This window comes from Sphingobium aromaticiconvertens (genome assembly GCF_037154075.1).
In the GTDB taxonomy this organism is placed as follows: domain Bacteria; phylum Pseudomonadota; class Alphaproteobacteria; order Sphingomonadales; family Sphingomonadaceae; genus Sphingobium; species Sphingobium aromaticiconvertens.
Genome location: NZ_JBANRJ010000001.1, coordinates 1,386,125 through 1,404,702, shown reverse-complemented (window position 1 = coordinate 1,404,702; position 18,578 = coordinate 1,386,125). Strand labels below are relative to the sequence as shown.

Below are 18,578 nucleotides of genomic sequence, written 5' to 3'. Positions count from 1 at the left end.
CCCATGAAGACGGCCCCACCCGCCACTCTGGTCATTTTCGGCGCGACCGGGGACCTGACCCGCCGCCTGCTGGTCCCCGCCGTCACCAATCTGTGCACCGACGGATTACTGGGAAAGGAATTCACCATCCTCGGCATCGGCCGCAGCGATGGCGATGACGAGACGTTGCGCGCCAGCCTGGATAAGTTCGCGACCGAGGGCGATTGCTGGCGTGATCTGCGCAAGCGCATCGCCTACCTCCAGGGCGATTTCACCGCAGACCGGGTGTTCGACGATGTCGCCCAGGCGTTGGGCGACCGAAGCGCGGTCTTCTACCTTGCCACGCCGGCGCAATTCTTCGGCGCCATCGTCGAAAAGCTTGCCGCCAAAGGCCTGATGGCGGAAGCGGGCAGTCGGTTCCGCCGCGTCGCGATCGAAAAGCCGTTCGGCCACGACCTCGCCTCGGCCAAGGCGCTTGACGCCCGAATCCTCGCCTTGCTCCCGGAAAGCCAGATCTACCGGCTCGACCATTTCCTGGGAAAGGAAACTGTCCAGAACATCCTGGTCGCGCGCTTCGCCAACCAATGGTTCGAAGCGGTGTGGAACAATCGCTATATCGACCATGTCCAGATCACCGCCGCCGAGACGGTCGAGGTCGGATCGCGCGGATCTTTCTACGATGCAACCGGCGCGCTCCGCGACATGGTCCCCAACCATCTGTTCCAGCTGCTGGCGATGATCGCGATGGAGCCGCCCAACAGCTTCGATGCCGACGCGATCCGCGACGAAAAGGCCAAGGTGTTGCGCGCGATCCGCAAGCCCACCGCAGTCTGCGCAGTGCGCGGCCAATATGGCAAGGGCCGTGTCGGCAGCCGCAACGTGCCGGCCTATCGTAAGGTCCCGGATGTCGCTGCCGACAGCAGGACCGAGACCTATGTCGCACTGAAGCTGGAAGTCGACACCTGGCGCTGGGCCGGCGTGCCCTTCTACCTGCGCACCGGCAAGGCGCTGGCAGCGCGCGATACGGAGATCGTCGTCACGTTCAAGGCAGTGCCCTACGCTTTATTCCGCGATTGTCCGATCGACCGCCTGCCAGCCAATCGCCTGATCTTCCAGCTGCAGCCGGACGAAAGCATCGTCTTAGACATGCTGGTCAAGAAACCGGGTCCAGTGATCAAGACCGCAGGAACAACGCTCGATTTCACTTATGCCGACCACTTCAAGCTGTCGGGCCGGACCGGCTACGAAACCTTGCTCTATGACATGATGACCGGCGACCAGACATTGTTCCAGCGCGCCGAGCAGATCGAGGCGGGCTGGGCCGCGGTCCAGCCGATCCTCGATCACTGGGCCAAGGGCAAGGGCAGGCTTGAATCCTATGCACCAGGCAGCGCCGGCCCGGCCGGCGCAGATGCCCTACTCGAACGCGATGGCCGCTTCTGGCACAGGATCGGCCAATGATGCTTGGCCTCGTCATCTCCGACATCGACGGACTTTGGTTCGCAAGGACAAGAGCCTGGCGTCGGCGACGACTGCCCGGTCGCGGACCTACTATCTGGACATCACCAACTCCTATGCCAACAAGCGAGCTGGCGTCGATGCCCTGGCGCGGGCGCTCGGCCACATGCCCAATGACCTGCCCTTTGCTCGTGCGCACCGGGCTATCGATCGCCATGGGCAAGACGCCTGAGGAGATCCGTAGCGCAGCGCACTACATTTCAACCAGCAACGACAAAGATGGCATCGCCGATGCCATCGACGCATTTCTGCTGCCGCTTGTGGGAGATCATCATGAAGCGACTGGCCGCTTTCGACCTCGACGGAACGCTCGCGCTCAGCAAGCAGCCGCTCGACGATGAAATGGCGGATCTGCTTACCCGCCTGCTCGACGTGACGATGGTAGCGATCATCTCCGGAGGCGACTGGCCGCAATTCGAGAAACAGGTGGTGTCACGCATGCCTGCCCGGGCGCGGCTCGACAATTTCATCATCCAGCCGACCACGGGCACCAAGCTCTATCGTCACGCCGACGGCCAATGGACGCGTATCTATGCCGATCTGTTCACCGGCGACGAAAGCCAGCGCATCCGCGAAGCACTGACCAAGGCGGTCGAGCAGGCGGGCTATGCAAACGAGAACATCTGGGGCGAGCAGATCGAGGATCGCGGCAGCCAGATCACATTCTCCGCGCTCGGTCAGCAGGCGCCGCTCGAGGCCAAGGACACGTGGGATCCGGATCACGCCAAGCGCAAGAAATTGCAGGCCCTGCTCCAGCCGTTGCTGCCAGGCTTTGCCATCAATATCGGCGGGGCGACATCGATCGACATCACCCGCGAAGGCATAGACAAGGCCTATGGCCTTAAGCGCCTTTCCGAGCAGACCGGCGTCGCACTCGACGAGATGATCTTCTTCGGTGACGCGATCTTCCCGGGCGGAAATGATTATCCGGCCAAGCACCTCGGGCTGGATACCGTGCGAGTCCGCGACGTTGCCGAAACCAAGTCGGTGGTTGGCGCGATCGCTGCCTGGCTGGTCTAGATGCGCTACCGCCGATCCTTAACCAGTCCCGCTTTCGCACCCATACGACCCAGCTTCGCAGCGGCCCCACATTGTGGAGCCGACGGATCGCTTCAATAGTGCCGGATCTGCTTGACCCCACTACGCCTGGGCGTGTCCGAGGAAACTCAGCTCGCCATGTCCGCCATCATCCGACAGCTGGCGGCGCAGTCCTTGCAGGTAGCCGAGCAACGCTTCATCCGCTCGTCCACGACGTGGCTCAGGCATTCCCGCGCACATCGTTCGCAGGCGTCAGCGCAGGCGCGACACAGGATGGTATGGAGGGGGGATTCGCGCAGCATCGAGTTGGCGGACGCCTGGCACAGTTCCGCACAGTCGTTCAGCATGGCGATCAGCGACGCCGTGGCTGACGCGCCGCCTCGCTTGGTCAGCCAGGTGGCGGTCTCCAGGCACATGCGGTGCGAAGCCACGCAATCGTCGATGCAGTCCGTCATCGACATCGCCATCCCTTCCATTGGATGCTGCTGCCCCGCCGCCGGCACAGCCAGCGTTCCAGCGGCGGCAAGGCCGGCGCCGGCCATCAGCAATTCGCGTCTCTCGATCATCATGCACCTCCCATCTGCTATCCCTTGAGCGCTGTACCGCATCCGGCGGCCTCAGCCGTCGCAGGCGACCCATCCCACGCCGCGCGTGCCTTCTCCCGCGCCATCCGGGTTTCCTCCCAAGGCCAGTGGCCGTTGATCTCGACCCCGAGCGAGATGCTCAGGAAGGTCCGCACCAGCACCAGCCCTGCCAGCACGATGAGATCGTCGAGCGTCGGGTTGATCACCAGCGACTTGACGATGTCGCCGGCGACCAGGAATTCCAGGCCGAGCAGGATGCTGCGGCCGAGCGCCGAGCGGAACGCGCTATAGGCCTCGGTCCGGTCGCCCGCCCTCGCCCGCCGCGCAAACAGAAAGGTTGCGAGCCCCGCGCCGACCAGGATGGTCAGCGTACCCGCCAGTTCCAGGCCGATCACCGCGAGCCGGAAGAAGGCGCTCAGCCAGTCGGCCTCAATGGTGATCATACCAGCCTCGCTTGCGGATATTGTTGAAGCTGTCGGTGGCGTGACAGGCATAGCATTGGTCGACGCGCGCCTTCGATCCGGCTGCGCGCTGCGAGACCATGCTGAAATGCTCCATGAAGTGACTGGGCGGCGCCTTGTGGCACTCGGCGCACTGCGTCGAATTGACCGACGGATGGCGATAATTGGCGATCTTCCAGCTGTCGGTCTTGTGGCAGCTCGCGCAGTCGGTGCCGAACAGGCCCTGGTGCGGATCGCGGAACGCATGGCAGCTCGCGCAATTGAGCGCGGTCTCGGGGGTCAGGCTTCGAATGTTTGTCGACATGCCCGCCAACGGCTGCCGCCACTTCGCCATGTCGAGCAACGCGGCGTGATCCATGCGGATGATGCCGCGCTCTCCCTCATGTTCGACGTGGCAGGAGGTGCACTGCGTCGCTTTCGCGTGGAACTGCGTCGACTGCTTCGTCCCGAAATCCGTGCCTGCATGGCAGGTGAGACAGGTCCGGGTTTCGACGCCCTTGCCCGGCGTGTGACAGGCCGTGCATTGGCCGGCGAAGGACTGGTGCGCGCTCGAGAGCGGGCCGGGCGAGACGAGCTGCGCCACCAGGCCGGCATCCCTAGGCGCGTCCGATCGCATCCGGATCGCGACCGCGGCGACCATCACCAGCAGGGCTGCGATGAAGACGGCGTAGGAAAGACGCTGCCAGCTCATAGCCAGCGCAGCCCGTAATAGATCGCCGCGCCGACGTGGAGCGCGAGCAGCGCGAAGATGAGACAGCCCAGCAGGATGTGCAGGAACCGCCATCGCGCGAACAGGGTGTTGGTTGCCTCTTCGGCGCGGATCGCGAATTCGGTATCGGCCAGCGCCGCGGCGATCCCCGCCTTGTCCTGGGGGTGCTGGCCCGCGGGCGCATCCCCGGCGACGAACAGATAGCGCTTCCAGCCCGACAGCGGCGCGGCTGCGGTATCGGCCTGCGTCGGCGCCGCCGGCTCCTCGAGGAAGGCGGCGCGAAGCGAGGCCAGTTCCGACCTGCGTCCGCGCAGCGCCCGACCAAGCTGGGCAAGCAGGTAACGGCCGATGAAGCCGGTGATGACCGTCATCAGCAGGAGGACGGTCAGAAGCAGTCCGACCGGGCTTTCGAGCTTGTGCGCGGCGTGGACCAGACCCAGGATCGGCGCCAGCACGCCGGCATAGATGTGGATGGCGAGCAGGGTCGGCTTGCTGACGAGCCGGGAGAGCAGCTTGTCGACCCAGGCGATGTGCTTGGCCGCGACATAGGGAAGCGTCAGCAGCATCAGCACGAGCGCTGCGATCCCGATGATCCCGCCAGCGAGGCTGCCCGGAAAGCGCGGTGACACATGCACGAGGTAGCCGAACGGGAACAGCAGCAGGAACGCGACCAGCAGGCCGACGGCGATGTCGCTGCGTTCGCGCATCAGGCTTCGACCACGAGTGGCGTGCCCGTTCCCTTCGCCTGGCACGCGAGCACATAGCCTTGCGCCTTGTCGGCGGGCGCAAGGCCGGACTCGACCTCCATCGTCACCTCGCCCTGCAGTAGCTTGACGACACAGGCGCCGCATGTGCCCGCACGGCAGGCATAGGGGATCTCGACGCCCGCGCCCTCGGCCGCCTCCAGCACGGTCTCGTCCGCGGGCAAGGCCGCCGACACCCCCGACACGGAGAAGGTCACCGTGCTCGGCGCCACCTCGGCGCTCGGGGCCGGCTTATCCGCTGGCGCGGGCGCGGGCTTGACCTCGAGATCCTCGTGGTCGGCCGGCAGCGAGGCCGGACCGAACGCCTCGGTGTGCAGCTGCGCTTCGGGGACGCCGAGCTCCGCCAGCACGCCGCGCATCGCGCCCATCATCGCCGGCGGGCCGCACATATGGATCCGCCGGCTCGCGATCTCCGGCACCGCAGCCAGGATCATCTCGCGGGTGATCGGCCCTTCGGGGCCCATCCAGACGGTGCCGGGCGCGCGCTGCATCGCGGCGACGACATGGAGGTTGGGAAAGCGGCGTTCGAGCCGCTCGAGCTCGTCGCGGAACACGAATTCCTCGGTCGACCGTGCGCCGTAGAAGAAGAAGATATCGCCCTTCCACGCGGTGTCGGTGAGATAGCGCAGCACCGACATCATCGGGGTGATGCCGACCCCGCCCGCGATCAGCACGATGCTCTGCGCATCCGTTCCCGTGAAGGTGAAGGCGCCGAACGGTCCGCTGACCTTCAGCAGATCGTCGGCGACGACCTTGTCGTGCAGATGTCGCGAGACCACGCCCTGCTCCTCGCGCTTGACCGTCAGCTCGACATAGGCCCGCTGGGTCGGCGAAGAGGCGATCGTGTAGGAACGGCGCGCGGTCTTGCCCGCTTCGGGCTCTACCTCAACCTGCAGAAACTGGCCCGGCAGGAAGTCGAACGGCAGCCGGTCGGCGGCCGGGTCCGCGAGCCGGAAGGTCAGCACGCTCGGCGTCTCTCGCACGATCTGGACCACGCGCAGCTGCCCCGCCCAGCTTTTGGGCTTGCGCAGCGAAGCCCCACCGGGTGCGGCCGCATTGCTCGGCGCGAGCCCAGCGCTGTCGGCAACGGGTGCAGGCGCGGGCGCAACCCTGGTAGCGGGAGGGGCAGCCGTCGGCTCCGGTTTTGCTGGAACCTTGGCGGTGGCGACACCGCCGGCGATCGCTCCGATCCGCCGCAGGCGGAAGATCTGCAGCGCGATCAGCGTGGCGCTCACCAGCCCCAGGAACAGCATGAGAAGCAGGTGCGAGGGCGAGATGCCGAACCAGTGACCGGCATGGCCGGGCGCGGCCTGGTCGATGTCGAGCTGATCGCGCAGCCAGGCAAGCCCGACCTCCCGGGGCGGCTGCAAGCCGCCGATCGCGCCCTGCGCGGCGGTGCCGGAGCGGAACAGGTCGGTTCCCTCGCGCAGGCGCCGCGCCGCATCGAGCCGGGCTGAGACCGTGGTTGCACGCGCGCCGTCGGCCGAGGCGGCGTTGATCATCGCCAGGCCCGTGCTTACCCGTTCGCCAGCCTGCGCAGCGACCCGCTGCCTTGCCGCTTCGTCGAGCGCGGGAAAGGCGAGCAGCTGCGAGATGAAGCCGGTCCGGCGCGATTCGTGGCCGTGCTCATTCTCCCCTTCCCCATTGATCATGCGATCCATCATGGGGTTCATCATCTTCGCCATGTCCGACGACCCCGGCTCTGCCGGTGCGGACATGCCCCCGCCGGCCGGCATGCCTGCGCCATGATGCGCGGCATGATCCCCGCCCTCCTGCGCGCCCGCGCTCGCGGACAGGCTGAGAGCGATTGCGCAGCCGAGGCTCAAGCGTCGAAGGCTGATCCGCCTGGACATCCTCATCCCCTTTTTCAGCGCGCTTACATATCCTTCATCGGCATCGCCGAATTGCTCGGCGCGGGATCGGGTGCCGGCACGGTCTGGTTGCCGGCCCCGGCGCGCATCGCGTCATGGTCCATCGCCTGACGGTGATGCCGCTCCATCTCGGCCTGGTTGCTCATCGCGTCCATCGGCGCCGCGTCTGCAGCGTTGCCGCTGTCGGTCAGGACCGGGGTGGCGGCGACGCTGTTCGCCGCGGGCGGCACCGTCTGGTCGGCCTGGCGGTCGCAGCCCGAAAGCGCGAGCGCCAGCAACAGGCTTCCGCCGACAAGCGGAAGGGCTTTTTTCGCATGGTTGATCATAGCTTGCTCCTTGGCTTGAAAACTGTGTCCGGGCGCCAGGGATGGCGCCCGGACCCGATCATTGCGCGTTGCGCAGGATCTGAAGGCACCGGTCGTGCGAGAGGTTCATCGGGTTGCGCCCCTGCCCCTTCATCTCGCCATGATCATGCGGCGTCTGGAGACCCATATTGCCCTCCATCGCCCGGCAACTCTCGACCTGCGCCGAGGTCGGCCGCGTGGTCACACAGGCGCCCAGAAGCAGCGCCGGCGTGAGGACGGCGATCAAACGCATTTTCGTCATGACAAAACCCCTTTCGCTAGTGATGATCGTTCGTCCTGCGCTGCCTGAAGTTTCTTGTCATGCTGCTGGTCTTTCCGCCGCGCCGTCAGGAAGGCGAGGATCGGGCAATCGGAGACGGGTACTTCACCCGGGCATTCATCGGCGAGCATCCGCAGCATGTCGCGGATATCGGACAGGCGCTCGAGCCGGGCTTCGGCATCCGCGATCTTGGCGAGCGTGATATCGAGCACGGCCTGGGCATGCGCGGTGTCCGACGCCCTGAGCGCCAGCAACTTCCGGGCCTGCTCGAGTGTGAAGCCAAGCTCCTGCGCCGAGCGGATGAAATTGACGCGCTCGAGGTCGGTCGCGTCGTAGAGCCGGTAGCCCGCCGCCGTGCGCGCGGGCTCGCGCAGCAAGCCCATCCGCTCATAATAGCGGATCGTGTCGCGGCCCACGCCCGCGGCGGCGGCGAGTTCGCCGATCTTGAAATTGCCCATGTCATCCGCTCGATCATGCCGGTTGGACCATGGTCCAGGGTCAAGCGGTTTCGCCTCGAGCCCGAACGGTCCCATGCCGCCGGCAACCCGCTGCCCCGACGCCTCGCATCACGGCAGCGTGTGCCGCCGGGCCACCGGCGCGTCAGTTCTTGCGAAGCTCGACGATGTCGTGCTTGGCAGGCGTACCGTCGGCGACGGACACGTGCGCGAAGTGATCATCGAAGATATGATCGATCGTCACATGGCCGACGAGCTGGCGGTGGTAGGTCGGCGCCACGCCCTTGGACGGACCCGGATGGGTCACGACGCGATAGACCTCGAGCTTCTGGCCGACCTCGGCGCCATCGGCCTTGCCGATGCAGACGACCGTGCCGTTGCTGCCCGTGTCGACGATCGAGCCGCGCATGAACAAGCTGTGCCCGATGCCCTGGGCCATAGCGGGGACGGCAGCAAGCATCGAAATGCCGGCAAGCGCGACCATGAGAGTTTTTCTGACCATATTCACCTCCTTGGATGGTAAGCCACCGCCCGGACCTGCCGAGGGGAAGAGCGTCTCTTCAGGCTTGGGACTACGGTCCCGGGTCCAGCCTCGATATACGTAGAGGCCGCAGCCGGTCTTCTTTCCCGGGCCGGGTCTTTATTGACGCGGAGTTGACGGAATCAGCCGTCAGCACTTCAAAATCCGCGCGGCGCGAGACTTTGGTTGGCTGCGCCCGCGAAACCCGCTAGATATCAAGGCTCGTGAAACGCCTGCTCGCCCTTCTGCTCGTCATCGGAGCGCTGTCCGGTCTCTTCGGAGCCCAGATGGCGGCCGCACACAGCGTGCCCCAGGCGGCAAGCGCGCCGCTGGCCAAGGGTATGGATGCGGACTGCATGGCGATGATGGCCAAGCAGCAGCCTGCGCCCAGCGAAAAGCCTTGCAAGGGCCTGACGCTCGATTGCATCGCCGCGATGGGGTGCGTGATCCCGCTGGTCGCAGCGGACCTGGCAGGCGGCGTTGCGCCTGCGCGTCTCTACGACGCGCCCAGCTTCTGGACGACCGACACGATATTGACCGGCAAGGCGGTTGTGCCCGAGCCGGATCCTCCCACCAGCCTTGCCTGATTGAACGAGCACGGGCTGCGCGCATCGATCGATGCGTGCGCGCCCGGTTTCCTTCTTTTCAGTCAAAGGTCTTCGTGATGATCAAAATGCTTCCGGCCGCCCTTGTGGCGGCCCTCGGTCTCGCCGCGCCTGCGCTTGCAGCCGACGCGAGCAGCACGCCGCAAGGCCATTGGGAATGGCGGTCGGCGCCGCAATATGGTCCGCGGGCGACCGGCCCTGCGCGTGTCCGCATATGGGTGCCCCAGAGCCGGGACATCGCCAGCTGCGATTGCGCGATGATGCAGGCAAGCGCCGCCGACTGCATGCGCGGTGCAGTCAGGTCGGACAAGGGTTAACCCACTCCAGAGCGGCGCGTCACATGTTGGCGCGCCGCCTCTGTCATGAGGGGCGGATATCCATGATCATGATGCCGAGGCGCGCTGTGCGACGCCTGTTGCTCTCTCTCGGTGCGACGCTTGCGAGCGCCTGGGCCGTGCCGGTGTCGGCCGGCCCGCTCACCTACGAGCAGGCACTGAGGCTCGCTGCCGCCAATGCGCCGAGCCTCAAGGCGCGCGCGGCGGCGACAGCTGGCGCCCGCTCGTCGGCGGTCGCCGCCGATCGCCTGCCCGATCCCACGCTCGACCTGGGCCTGCAGAACTTCCCGGTGAGCGGCCCCAATGCCGGCAGCTTCACGCGCGACGATTTCACCATGGCGACGATCGGGTTAAGCCAGGCCTTCCCCAATCTTGCCAAGCGCCATGCACGCGCCGCGCGCGCCGCGGCCGATATCGGTGTCGCCGAGGCCGGCGAGCTGGTCGAAGGCCGCAACGTGCGGCTTGAGACCGCCCTCGCCTGGGTCGATCTCTATTATGGCGAACGCCGGCTCCGGCAGCTCGACCTGCTCGATGCCAGCCTCGACGACCTGCAGAAGACCGTGACCGCGCGGCTGGCGTCGGGCAGCGCCCGACCGAGCCAGGCGCTCGAGCCCGACCAGCTCCGCGCCGCCATCGCCGATCGCCGCGCCGAGATGGCTGCGGTGGTGGCGCAGGCGCGGGCCCGGCTCGCGCGCTATACCGGCGACCCCGACCCGCAGGCGATGGGCGACCCGCCGATGCTCGATGTCGATCCGATCCGGCTGCGGGCCGGGATCGAGGCGCTTCCCGCCCTGCGCGCGCAGGACGCGCGGATCGCAGTCGCCGAAGCGGACGTGCGCCTCGCGCGCGCCGACAAGCGCCCCGACTGGAAGGTCGGCGTCACCTATGGCCGGCGCGATTCCATGTACGGCGACATGGCCTCGGTCGGCGTGTCGATCGACCTGCCGCTGTTCGCCGGCAAGCGCCAGAATCCCAGGATCGCTGCCAGCGAGAGCCTCGTGCAAGGGGGGCGGTTCGACCGCGAGGCGATCCGCCGCGAACTGGTGGCGCAGCTCGACGCCGACCTTGCCGATCATGCCATGCATCTCTCCCGGTTGCGCAATGCCCGCGAGACGCTGGTGCCCCTCGCCAGGCACCGCGCCGAGCTCGACCGCGACAGCTATGGCGCCGGCAAGCTCGACCTTGGCGCCGCGCTGCTCACGACGCTCGGGCTCGCGGAGGCCGAGGTCGAGGCGCTCAACCGCGAAGCCGACGTCGCGCGCGACGCGGTCCGAATCACCATCACCTATGGGGAGGAGCGGCCATGACGCTCGATAAAGCCGTGCTGCGCTGGGGCGCATCGATCCTGGCTGTCGCGCTGCTGGCCGGCGGCACAGGCTATTGGGCAGGCCATCGCCAGGCACCGCAATCGGAGGCGACCACGCCCGCCGGGGCAGGCAAAGTCCTTTACTGGTACGATCCGATGTTCCCCAACCAGAAGTTCGACAAGCCCGGCAAGTCGCCCTTCATGGATATGCAGCTCGTGCCGCGATACGCGGACGGAGGAAGCGCCGGCGCGGCCCCCACGGTCGCCGTCGATCCCGCCGCGCGGCAGAGCCTGGGATTGCGGGTCGTCGCGGCGAAGATGGGCAGCCTTGCCTCGGCCCTCGAGGTCACCGGCACGATCGACTTCAACCAGCGCGACGTCGCCGTCATCCAGGCGCGTTCGGGCGGGTTCGTGAGCCGCGTCTATGCGCGAGCGCCCGGGGACGTGGTCCGCGCCGGCGCGCCGATCGCGGACCTGCTCCTGCCCGAATGGGGCGGCGCGCAGACCGAATATCTGAGCGTCAGGCGGCTCGGCAAGCCCGATCTCACCGCGGCTGCGCGCCAGCGGCTGCGGCTGATGGGCATGTCCGACGGCCTCATCGCCAGCGTGGAGCGGAGCGGTCGGCCGAACGGCGTGGTGACGATCACGACGCCGATCTCGGGCACGATCCAGACGCTCGACGCCCGTGCCGGCGTGACGCTCGCCATGGGCCAGACGCTCGCCCAGGTGAGCGGGCTCGGCACCGTCTGGCTCAACGCCGCGGTGCCCGAAGCGCGCGCGGGCGATGTCCGCGTGGGCCAAAATGCCAGCGCCACGCTGGCGAGCTTCCCCGGCGAGCGCTTCGCTGGCCGGGTGATCGCGATCCTGCCGACCACGCAGGCCGACAGCCGCACGCTCACCGTGCGGATCGTGCTGCCCAACCGCGACGGCCGGTTGCGGCCGGGCATGTTCGCCACCGTCGCGCTTGGCGGCGATGCCAAGCCGGCGCTGCTGGTGCCGAGCGAGGCGGTGATCCGCACGGGCAAGCGCACGCTCGTCATGCTCGTCGCAGGCGACGGGCGCTATCATCCCGCCGAGGTCCGTATCGGCCGCGAGGCGGGCGGCGAGACCGAGATCCTTGCCGGCCTGTCGCCCGGCGAGAACGTCGTCGCCTCGGGGCAGTTCCTGATCGACTCCGAGGCGAGCCTGTCGGGAATCGAGGCGCGGCCGATCGGCGGCGGTGCGGCATCGGCGACCCTCGCCGCGCCGGCATCGAAAGCCACGCTGTACGAGACGACAGGCAAGATCGAGCGGATCACGGCCAATTCGGTGACGCTCAGCCACGAGCCGGTCCCCGCGCTCGACTGGCCAGCGATGACGATGACCTTCGCACTCGCCGATCCGGGCATCGCGCGCGGCTTCAGGGCGGGTGACCGGGTTCGGTTCGGGTTCGACCGCCCCCCGGCGGGACCAACGCTGCGGCATATGGCGAAGGTGGCGGGCCGATGATCGCCCATCTCATCCGCTGGTCGGTCAGGAACCGCTTCTTCGTTCTGATCGGGATGCTGGCGCTGGTCGGCGCGGGCCTGTGGGCGGTGCGCTCGACCCCGATCGATGCCCTCCCCGATCTCTCGGACGTGCAGGTCGTGATCCGCACCAGCTATCCCGGCCAGGCGCCGCAGATCGTCGAGAGCCAGGTCACCTATCCGCTCACCACCACCATGTTGTCGGTGCCCGGGGCAAAGACCGTGCGGGGCTACAGCTTCTTCGGCGACAGCTTCGTCTATGTGATCTTCGAGGATGGCACCGATCTCTACTGGGCGCGCAGCCGCGTGCTCGAATATCTGAACCAAGTGCAGGGGCGCCTGCCGGCGAGCGCGCGCAGCGCGCTCGGGCCCGACGCGACCGGGGTTGGCTGGGTCTATGAATATGCGCTTGTAGACCGCACCAGCCGGCATGACCTGTCGCAGCTGCGCGGCTTGCAGGACTGGTTCCTGCGCTATGAGCTCAAGACCGTGACCGGCGTCGCCGAGGTCGCCAGCATCGGCGGCATGGTCAGGCAGTATCAGATACTGCTCGATCCGGTGAAGCTCGCTGCATACGGCGTCACTCATGCCCAGGCGGTCGAGGCGATCCGGCAGGCCAATCAGGAAGCGGGCGGGTCGGTGCTCGAGCTGGCCGAAGCCGAATATATGGTGCGCGCCTCGGGCTATCTGAAGACGCTCGACGATTTCCGCGCGATCCCCTTGAAGACGGCGGCCGGCGGCGTGCCGGTTCGGCTCGGCGACGTCGCCAATATCCAGATCGGCCCCGAGATGCGGCGGGGCATCGCCGAGCTGAACGGCGAAGGCGAGGTCGCAGGCGGCGTCGTCATCCTGCGCTCGGGCAAGAATGCGCGGGAGACGATCGCGGCGGTCAAGGACAAGCTCGCCGACCTCAAGAGGAGCCTGCCGCCGGGCGTCGAGGTGGTGACGGTCTATGACCGCTCGCAGCTCATCGACCGCGCCGTCGAAAACCTCACCCACAAGCTGGTCGAGGAGTTCGTCGTCGTGGCCCTGGTCTGTGCGCTCTTCCTCTGGCATGTCCGCTCGGCGCTGGTCGCGATCCTCACCCTTCCCTTGGGCGTTCTCGCCGCCTTCGTCGTGATGCGCTACCAGGGCGTCAACGCCAACATCATGTCGCTCGGCGGCATCGCCATCGCGATCGGCGCGATGGTCGATGCCGCCGTGGTCATGATCGAGAACGCCCACAAGAAGATCGAGCGCTGGGAGCAGGAGCAGCCGGGTACGCATCTCGACCGCGAGACGCGCTGGATCGTCGTCACCGAGGCGGCGGCCGAGGTCGGGCCGGCTTTGTTCTTCAGCCTGCTGATCATCACGCTCTCGTTCATCCCGGTGTTCACGCTGGAAGCCCAGGAAGGCCGGCTGTTCGCGCCGCTCGCCTTCACCAAGACCTACGCGATGGGCGCCGCCGCGATCCTGTCGGTGACCCTGGTGCCGATCCTGATGGGCTGGCTGATCCGGGGGAGGATCCCGGCCGAGCAGACCAATCCGGTCAATCGCTGGCTGACCGATCTCTACCGGCCTGCGATCGACTGGACGATGAAGCGGCCCAAGACGGTGCTGCTGATCGCGGCTTTGGTGTTCGCGACCACCGCCTGGCCGCTCAGCCGGCTCGGCGGCGAATTCATGCCCAGCCTCGACGAGGGCGACCTGCTCTACATGCCCTCAGCCCTGCCCGGTCTCTCGACCGCCAAGGCGAGCGAGCTGCTCCAGCAGACCGACCGGCTGATCAGGACGGTGCCGGAGGTCGAAAGCGTGTTCGGCAAGGCGGGGCGCGCCGAGACCGCGACCGACCCCGCCCCGCTCGAGATGTTCGAGACGACCATCCAGTTCAAGCCCCGCGACCAGTGGCGGCCGGGCATGACACCCGAGAAGCTGGTCGACGAGCTCGATCGCAGGGTGAAGCTCCCGGGGCTCGCCAATATCTGGGTGCCGCCGATCCGCAACCGGATCGACATGCTGGCGACCGGCATCAAGAGCCCGATCGGGCTCAAGGTGTCGGGCAGTGATCTCGCCGAGCTCGACCGGATCGCCCATGATGTCGAGACGGTGGCCAGGACCGTGCCGGGCGTCAGCTCGGCGCTTGCCGAGCGGCTGACCGGCGGACGCTATGTCGATGTCGACATCGACCGCGCCGCCGCCGCGCGGTTCGGGCTCAACATCGCCGACGTCCAGGCCATCGTCTCGGGCGCGATCGGCGGCGAGACGATCGGCGAGACGGTGGAGGGCCGCGCCCGCTATCCGATCAGCGTGCGCTATCCGCGCGAATTGCGCGACAGCCTCGAAGGGCTGCGGGCGCTACCGATCCTGACGCCCGCGGGCCAGCAGATCACCTTGGGCACCGTGGCAAACGTCTCGATCGCCGAGGGTCCGCCGATGCTCAAGACCGAGAATGCCCGGCCTTCGACCTGGGTCTATGTCGATGTGCGCTGGCGCGATCTTGCCTCGGTGGTCGGCGATCTGCAGCGTGCGGTGGCGAAACAGGTCAGGCTCTCGCCTGGGGTCAGCATCGCTTACTCTGGCCAGTTCGAATATCTCGAGCGCGCGGTCGACCGCTTGAAGCTGGTCGTGCCCGCGACGCTGCTGATCATCTTCGTGCTGCTCTACCTCATCTTCGGCCGCTTCGACGAGGCGGCGCTGATCATGGGGACGCTGCCGTTTGCGCTGACCGGCGGCATCTGGACGCTTTATCTGCTCGGGTTCAACCAGTCGGTCGCCACCGGGGTCGGGTTCATCGCGCTCGCCGGCGTCTCCGCCGAGTTCGGGGTGGTGATGCTGATCTATCTCAAGAACGCGCTGGCCGAGCGCGGCGCACATCCGGACGCTGCCGAGGTCGAGGCCGCCGTGCGCGAAGGCGCGCTGCTGCGCGTCCGCCCCAAGGCGATGACGGTGGCGGTGATCCTGGCCGGCCTGCTGCCGATCCTGCTCGGGTCGGGCGCGGGTTCGGAGGTCATGAGCCGGATCGCGGCGCCCATGATCGGCGGCATGCTGACCGCGCCACTGCTGTCGATGTTCGTCTTGCCCGCCGCCTACCTGCTGTTGCGCCGGCCCAAGACCGATCCCATCCCTCAACCCGCTTCATCATGAAGGAGAAGACGATGAACCATGTACGACTGACCATTGCCCTCGGCCTCGCCGCCCTGACTGCCGCGTGCGGCAAGAAGGCGGAGGCCCCCGTTGCGACTGAGACCAACGAGGCGGCGCACGCCGCGACCATGAGCGGCGACATGGGCAACATGTCGATGGCGCCTGACGCGAACGCCGCGATCAAGGCCAAGGGCCATGGCACCGTCACCGCGATCGACAAGGCGGCAGGCACGATCACGCTCGATCATGGTCCGATCCCGGAGGCCAAGTGGCCGGCGATGACGATGGCGTTCAAGGCCGCGCCGTCGATCACCGATGCGGTCAAGGTCGGCGACAAGGTCGATTTCGACCTCTCGCTCAAGGGCAGCGATGGCGAGGTCACCGCGATCGCAAAGCAGTGATCCGCTAAGTTCGACCGGAAAGAGCTGGTTGCGTCGCCGCTCCCGGGCGGCGACGCCCGCGCCGGCCGTCTGCCTGCCTGTGCGCCCGGTATACGGATGCAACCGGCAACGCCCAATGCCAGCGGCGTTTCCCTGCGCGATGACCGGCAGTTTGAGCACGCTTCGCAGATCGCACATTGAACGTGCAATCCGCCCTTGCCCGCGATAGCCTGAGCAGCAAGGAGCCAGTTCAGGATGACCCAGCCAGCATCGACCTCGTTACCCACGACTCATCACGATCTCTTGAGCGAGCTTGTCCGTCGTTGGCGAGACGATCCCGGCGCCACCTATCGCTCCTGGTTTCTGTGGGATGAACGGCTGAAAAACTTCCGCTCCATCCGTCGCGGGCTGCAGCAGGTGGTCGCGGAAATCGAAAGCGGGCGGTTTGGCGTCGCCTATCGCGGCTCGTCACTGGAAACGGTTGTCCACTCGATCGCCGAACAGCGGCAGATCTTCAAGGGCGCCGACCATGCCTGGCTGTGGAAGCCCAAGCTGCGCATTCCAGATATCTACGAAAGCCCGGACAATCAGCGGGCGTTCGGCCGCCTGCTCGACAATTGCTCGTGCTGCGATACCGCCGAGGAGATCATCAGCCACATCCGCAGCATAGACGCGCTCAAGATCAAGGGGCTGGGGCCGGCGGCGGCCAACCTGCTCTATTTCCTTCACCCGACGCTGGTGCCGCCCTTCAATACCGCGATCGTCAAGGGCTACAACGCCGTCACCGGCGCCAAGGTGAAGCTCGGCTCATGGGATCATTTTCTCGCCATGCGCGCCGGCATCCTCGACCTCAACGACCGCTACCGCGAGCTACTCTCCAACGATCTCGGCGCGATTGGCGGACTGTTGTTCGACATTGGCTCGGGCCGCTATCCGGCGCCACCGCTGGAGGATGACGCAACGGCGGCCGACGACTGGCTCGGCAGATTGGAACATGCCAGAGCGGAGGCAAGCCGGCTCGACAAGACAACCGCCGCGCAGGGCGAAACCGATCGTACGCATACGGAAATCCAGGCCTGGCTGCGCGACCTCGGCCACGAGCTCGGTTACGATGTCTGGATCGCCGCCAATGACCGCGGTCGGCTTCACGCCGGCTGTCCACTTGGACAGGGATGCCTCGAGCGCCTTCCAGACGCCATTGCGACCTCTCCCGGAGCGGACTCGATCCGCCTCATCGACGTATTGTGGCTGGCGAAGGGTGGCGACGGCGTCGCCGCCGCGTTCGAGGTTGAACATTCGACCTCGATCTACTCGGGGATCGTCCGCATGCTCGATCTGGCGCTGTCGGGAAGCGATCTGCACGCTGCCGCCGGGCTGTTCCTGGTCGCACCAAATGCGCGCGAGCAGGACGTCCGCGCGCAACTGCGTCGCCCGGCGTTCAGCCGCATCGCCGATCTCGACTTTGCCTATCTGCCTTATGGCGAGCTGGAAAAGAACAAGGACGCCATCGCCCGGTTCGGGTCCGGTCTGAAAGCGATCAAGGCAATCTCCAGTCCTCTACCGTGAAACGCATCGCAATAGCCTGAAACCTTGGCCTTGGCTGATAACACAGGCTGCGAAACCACCAGATCGCGAGCGTCTCCGCAGAAGGCTCGATCACAGACAATCCCATCTTTGGAAAACGGCACCGCTATTGGCCTACCTCCTTGACCGCCTGCTGCAGTTCACTTCCCGAGAAATGCAGCAAACTCCTCGGGCACTCCAGTGGGGAATGTCGACTTGAGATAGTCGAGGAAAGCGCGCACGCGAGCGATCAGGAGGCAGCGCGAGGGATATAGTGCCCAAATCGCGAGGGCCGTGCGACGAAAATCAGGCGATACCTGCCACCCCCATGTGTTTTCATGCTCTGACCGACCCCGCGAAGTTGCCCCCTCGCTACGACCCGATTAGGGGTGTGGACTGGTCAGCAAGTCTCCCGATAGCCCTAGCCTTCCGTCAGCCCCGCCCTCAACCGCTCCGCAAGGGCATCGTTAACCGGGTCGATGACGAAGAACGCCTGATACGATCCCTCCCTGTAAAGCCCAGCGGCGCGCGCCTCCATCATCGCTGGGGACCTGGCAAAGTCGCGCCAAGCCGTCTCGTCAGCGAAACGGATTACTGCACCGTAGTTTGCCTTGTCCGGCTGTGCCCCACCCAGCATCCTGCCGGATACGACTTGGTCCTGGGCTGCATTCATCAGTCGATCAAACGTCATCATGGGCGCCCCGCTGAAACGGACCACGTAGAAGAAGGCATTGCCGAACGGCCAAGCCTGGTCTTGTGGCCTGTCTGGAACCGGTGGCGAAGTGGGGCGATCATCGTTAAGCCGAAAGCGTTCGGCCCTGTCTGAGTTAATCCTCACAAGGGCAGCGGCTTCGGCGGGCCGATAATCAGGGAAAATGTCGAAAGACGCGCCTCGTGAGATGGCGTTGAGCGTTTCGGCCTCCCGGTCAGCGGCCAAATGGATTGGATCGTAGAAATAGTTGCGCCAGTCCGTTTCTCTTTGAAATGTGGTGATTTGAGCATACTCAAACCCATCCGCGACGGACACGTCCCGCCCAACCACGATCAAGGCAGGCCCCTTGATCTGCTTGAAACGATTGAACGTGCGAACGCTTGCCTCTCGTGAGAGGGCATTCGCATCAGCTCCAAATCCAAGACGGATTACGTGGCCTACAAGCGGCTTGTCCGGACCCTGTGCGAATACAGATGCCGGCGCAGCAAATCCCAGTACCATGGCAGTAATCACCTCACGCAACATA

General features: G+C 66.3%; 21 protein-coding genes. 11 read left to right on the top strand and 10 right to left on the bottom strand.

Annotated elements, in window-relative coordinates; genetic code table 11:
- The first annotated feature begins 3 nt into the window (after nucleotides 1–3).
- The 4 genes from zwf to WFR25_RS06695 are packed head-to-tail and all read left to right on the top strand — an operon-like array spanning nucleotide 4 to nucleotide 2,517.
- The gene (gene zwf / locus WFR25_RS06705) at nucleotides 4–1,440 is read left to right on the top strand and encodes a glucose-6-phosphate dehydrogenase (protein ID WP_336969684.1); all 1,437 of its coding nucleotides are present in this window, start codon (nucleotides 4–6) and stop codon (nucleotides 1,438–1,440) included.
- A gap of 34 nt (nucleotides 1,441–1,474) precedes the next feature.
- Nucleotides 1,475–1,669, top strand: coding sequence for a hypothetical protein (locus tag WFR25_RS06700; RefSeq protein WP_037476108.1), 195 nt, complete (start codon nucleotides 1,475–1,477; stop codon nucleotides 1,667–1,669).
- Nucleotides 1,578–1,838, top strand: coding sequence for an HAD hydrolase family protein (locus WFR25_RS26585; RefSeq protein WP_409592948.1), 261 nt, complete (start codon nucleotides 1,578–1,580; stop codon nucleotides 1,836–1,838). The genes WFR25_RS06700 and WFR25_RS26585 overlap by 92 nt, the downstream gene beginning before the upstream one ends.
- Nucleotides 1,771–2,517: an HAD-IIB family hydrolase gene (locus WFR25_RS06695; protein WP_009824013.1), complete on the top strand. Its 747-nt coding sequence runs from the start codon at nucleotides 1,771–1,773 to the stop codon at nucleotides 2,515–2,517. The genes WFR25_RS26585 and WFR25_RS06695 overlap by 68 nt, the downstream gene beginning before the upstream one ends.
- Before the next feature lie 146 nt (nucleotides 2,518–2,663).
- Here the strand turns inward: WFR25_RS06695 and WFR25_RS06690 are convergent, their stop codons facing one another.
- The 9 genes from WFR25_RS06690 to WFR25_RS06650 form a co-directional block, all read right to left on the bottom strand.
- Nucleotides 2,664–3,104 carry a four-helix bundle copper-binding protein gene (locus WFR25_RS06690; protein ID WP_037476106.1) on the bottom strand — a complete coding sequence of 147 codons (441 nt, stop codon included), beginning with the start codon at nucleotides 3,102–3,104 and terminating at the stop codon, nucleotides 2,664–2,666.
- A gap of 14 nt (nucleotides 3,105–3,118) precedes the next feature.
- Nucleotides 3,119–3,562, bottom strand: a complete 444-nt coding sequence (locus WFR25_RS06685) for a DUF1622 domain-containing protein (protein ID WP_037476104.1) — start codon at nucleotides 3,560–3,562, stop codon at nucleotides 3,119–3,121.
- A complete protein-coding gene (locus tag WFR25_RS06680; RefSeq protein WP_043150670.1) occupies nucleotides 3,549–4,271 on the bottom strand; it encodes a hypothetical protein in 723 nt (240 codons plus the stop codon). The genes WFR25_RS06685 and WFR25_RS06680 overlap by 14 nt, the downstream gene beginning before the upstream one ends.
- Nucleotides 4,268–4,996 (bottom strand): hypothetical protein, encoded by a 729-nt coding sequence (locus tag WFR25_RS06675; protein ID WP_043150673.1) that lies wholly within the window; start codon nucleotides 4,994–4,996, stop codon nucleotides 4,268–4,270. The genes WFR25_RS06680 and WFR25_RS06675 overlap by 4 nt, the downstream gene beginning before the upstream one ends.
- The gene (locus tag WFR25_RS06670) at nucleotides 4,996–6,906 is read right to left on the bottom strand and encodes a 2Fe-2S iron-sulfur cluster-binding protein (RefSeq protein ID WP_132884055.1); all 1,911 of its coding nucleotides are present in this window, start codon (nucleotides 6,904–6,906) and stop codon (nucleotides 4,996–4,998) included. The genes WFR25_RS06675 and WFR25_RS06670 overlap by 1 nt, the downstream gene beginning before the upstream one ends.
- Before the next feature lie 23 nt (nucleotides 6,907–6,929).
- Nucleotides 6,930–7,250, bottom strand: coding sequence for a hypothetical protein (locus WFR25_RS06665; RefSeq protein WP_132884057.1), 321 nt, complete (start codon nucleotides 7,248–7,250; stop codon nucleotides 6,930–6,932).
- Between the two features lie 58 nt (nucleotides 7,251–7,308).
- The gene (locus tag WFR25_RS06660; RefSeq protein ID WP_062345065.1) at nucleotides 7,309–7,530 is read right to left on the bottom strand and encodes a hypothetical protein; all 222 of its coding nucleotides are present in this window, start codon (nucleotides 7,528–7,530) and stop codon (nucleotides 7,309–7,311) included.
- Nucleotides 7,527–8,006: a heavy metal-responsive transcriptional regulator gene (locus tag WFR25_RS06655; protein WP_336969678.1), complete on the bottom strand. Its 480-nt coding sequence runs from the start codon at nucleotides 8,004–8,006 to the stop codon at nucleotides 7,527–7,529. The genes WFR25_RS06660 and WFR25_RS06655 overlap by 4 nt, the downstream gene beginning before the upstream one ends.
- Nucleotides 8,007–8,148: 142 nt before the next feature.
- Nucleotides 8,149–8,487 carry a hypothetical protein gene (locus tag WFR25_RS06650; protein WP_021243088.1) on the bottom strand — a complete coding sequence of 113 codons (339 nt, stop codon included), beginning with the start codon at nucleotides 8,485–8,487 and terminating at the stop codon, nucleotides 8,149–8,151.
- 260 nt (nucleotides 8,488–8,747) lie between these two features.
- Here WFR25_RS06650 and WFR25_RS06645 point away from each other — a divergent pair, with 260 nt between their 5' ends.
- From WFR25_RS06645 to WFR25_RS06615, 7 genes are all read left to right on the top strand, one after another.
- Entirely contained in the window at nucleotides 8,748–9,110 is a 363-nt protein-coding gene (locus WFR25_RS06645; protein ID WP_132884058.1) for a hypothetical protein, read from the top strand.
- A 77-nt stretch (nucleotides 9,111–9,187) separates the two neighbouring features.
- Nucleotides 9,188–9,445 (top strand): hypothetical protein, encoded by a 258-nt coding sequence (locus WFR25_RS06640; RefSeq protein ID WP_132884059.1) that lies wholly within the window; start codon nucleotides 9,188–9,190, stop codon nucleotides 9,443–9,445.
- Between the two features lie 62 nt (nucleotides 9,446–9,507).
- Nucleotides 9,508–10,770 carry a TolC family protein gene (locus WFR25_RS06635; RefSeq protein WP_336969672.1) on the top strand — a complete coding sequence of 421 codons (1,263 nt, stop codon included), beginning with the start codon at nucleotides 9,508–9,510 and terminating at the stop codon, nucleotides 10,768–10,770.
- The gene (locus WFR25_RS06630) at nucleotides 10,767–12,257 is read left to right on the top strand and encodes an efflux RND transporter periplasmic adaptor subunit (protein WP_336969670.1); all 1,491 of its coding nucleotides are present in this window, start codon (nucleotides 10,767–10,769) and stop codon (nucleotides 12,255–12,257) included. The genes WFR25_RS06635 and WFR25_RS06630 overlap by 4 nt, the downstream gene beginning before the upstream one ends.
- On the top strand, nucleotides 12,254–15,397 hold the full coding sequence (locus WFR25_RS06625; protein ID WP_336969668.1) for an efflux RND transporter permease subunit: 3,144 nt from the start codon (nucleotides 12,254–12,256) through the stop codon (nucleotides 15,395–15,397). The genes WFR25_RS06630 and WFR25_RS06625 overlap by 4 nt, the downstream gene beginning before the upstream one ends.
- On the top strand, nucleotides 15,394–15,798 hold the full coding sequence (locus tag WFR25_RS06620) for a copper-binding protein (protein ID WP_473829105.1): 405 nt from the start codon (nucleotides 15,394–15,396) through the stop codon (nucleotides 15,796–15,798). The genes WFR25_RS06625 and WFR25_RS06620 overlap by 4 nt, the downstream gene beginning before the upstream one ends.
- A 234-nt stretch (nucleotides 15,799–16,032) precedes the next feature.
- Nucleotides 16,033–17,343, top strand: coding sequence for a type II restriction endonuclease (locus WFR25_RS06615; protein WP_336969664.1), 1,311 nt, complete (start codon nucleotides 16,033–16,035; stop codon nucleotides 17,341–17,343).
- Nucleotides 17,344–17,761: 418 nt separating this feature from the next.
- Here the strand turns inward: WFR25_RS06615 and WFR25_RS06610 are convergent, their stop codons facing one another.
- Nucleotides 17,762–18,577: a hypothetical protein gene (locus WFR25_RS06610; protein ID WP_336969662.1), complete on the bottom strand. Its 816-nt coding sequence runs from the start codon at nucleotides 18,575–18,577 to the stop codon at nucleotides 17,762–17,764.
- Between the last annotated feature and the right edge of the window lies 1 nt (nucleotide 18,578).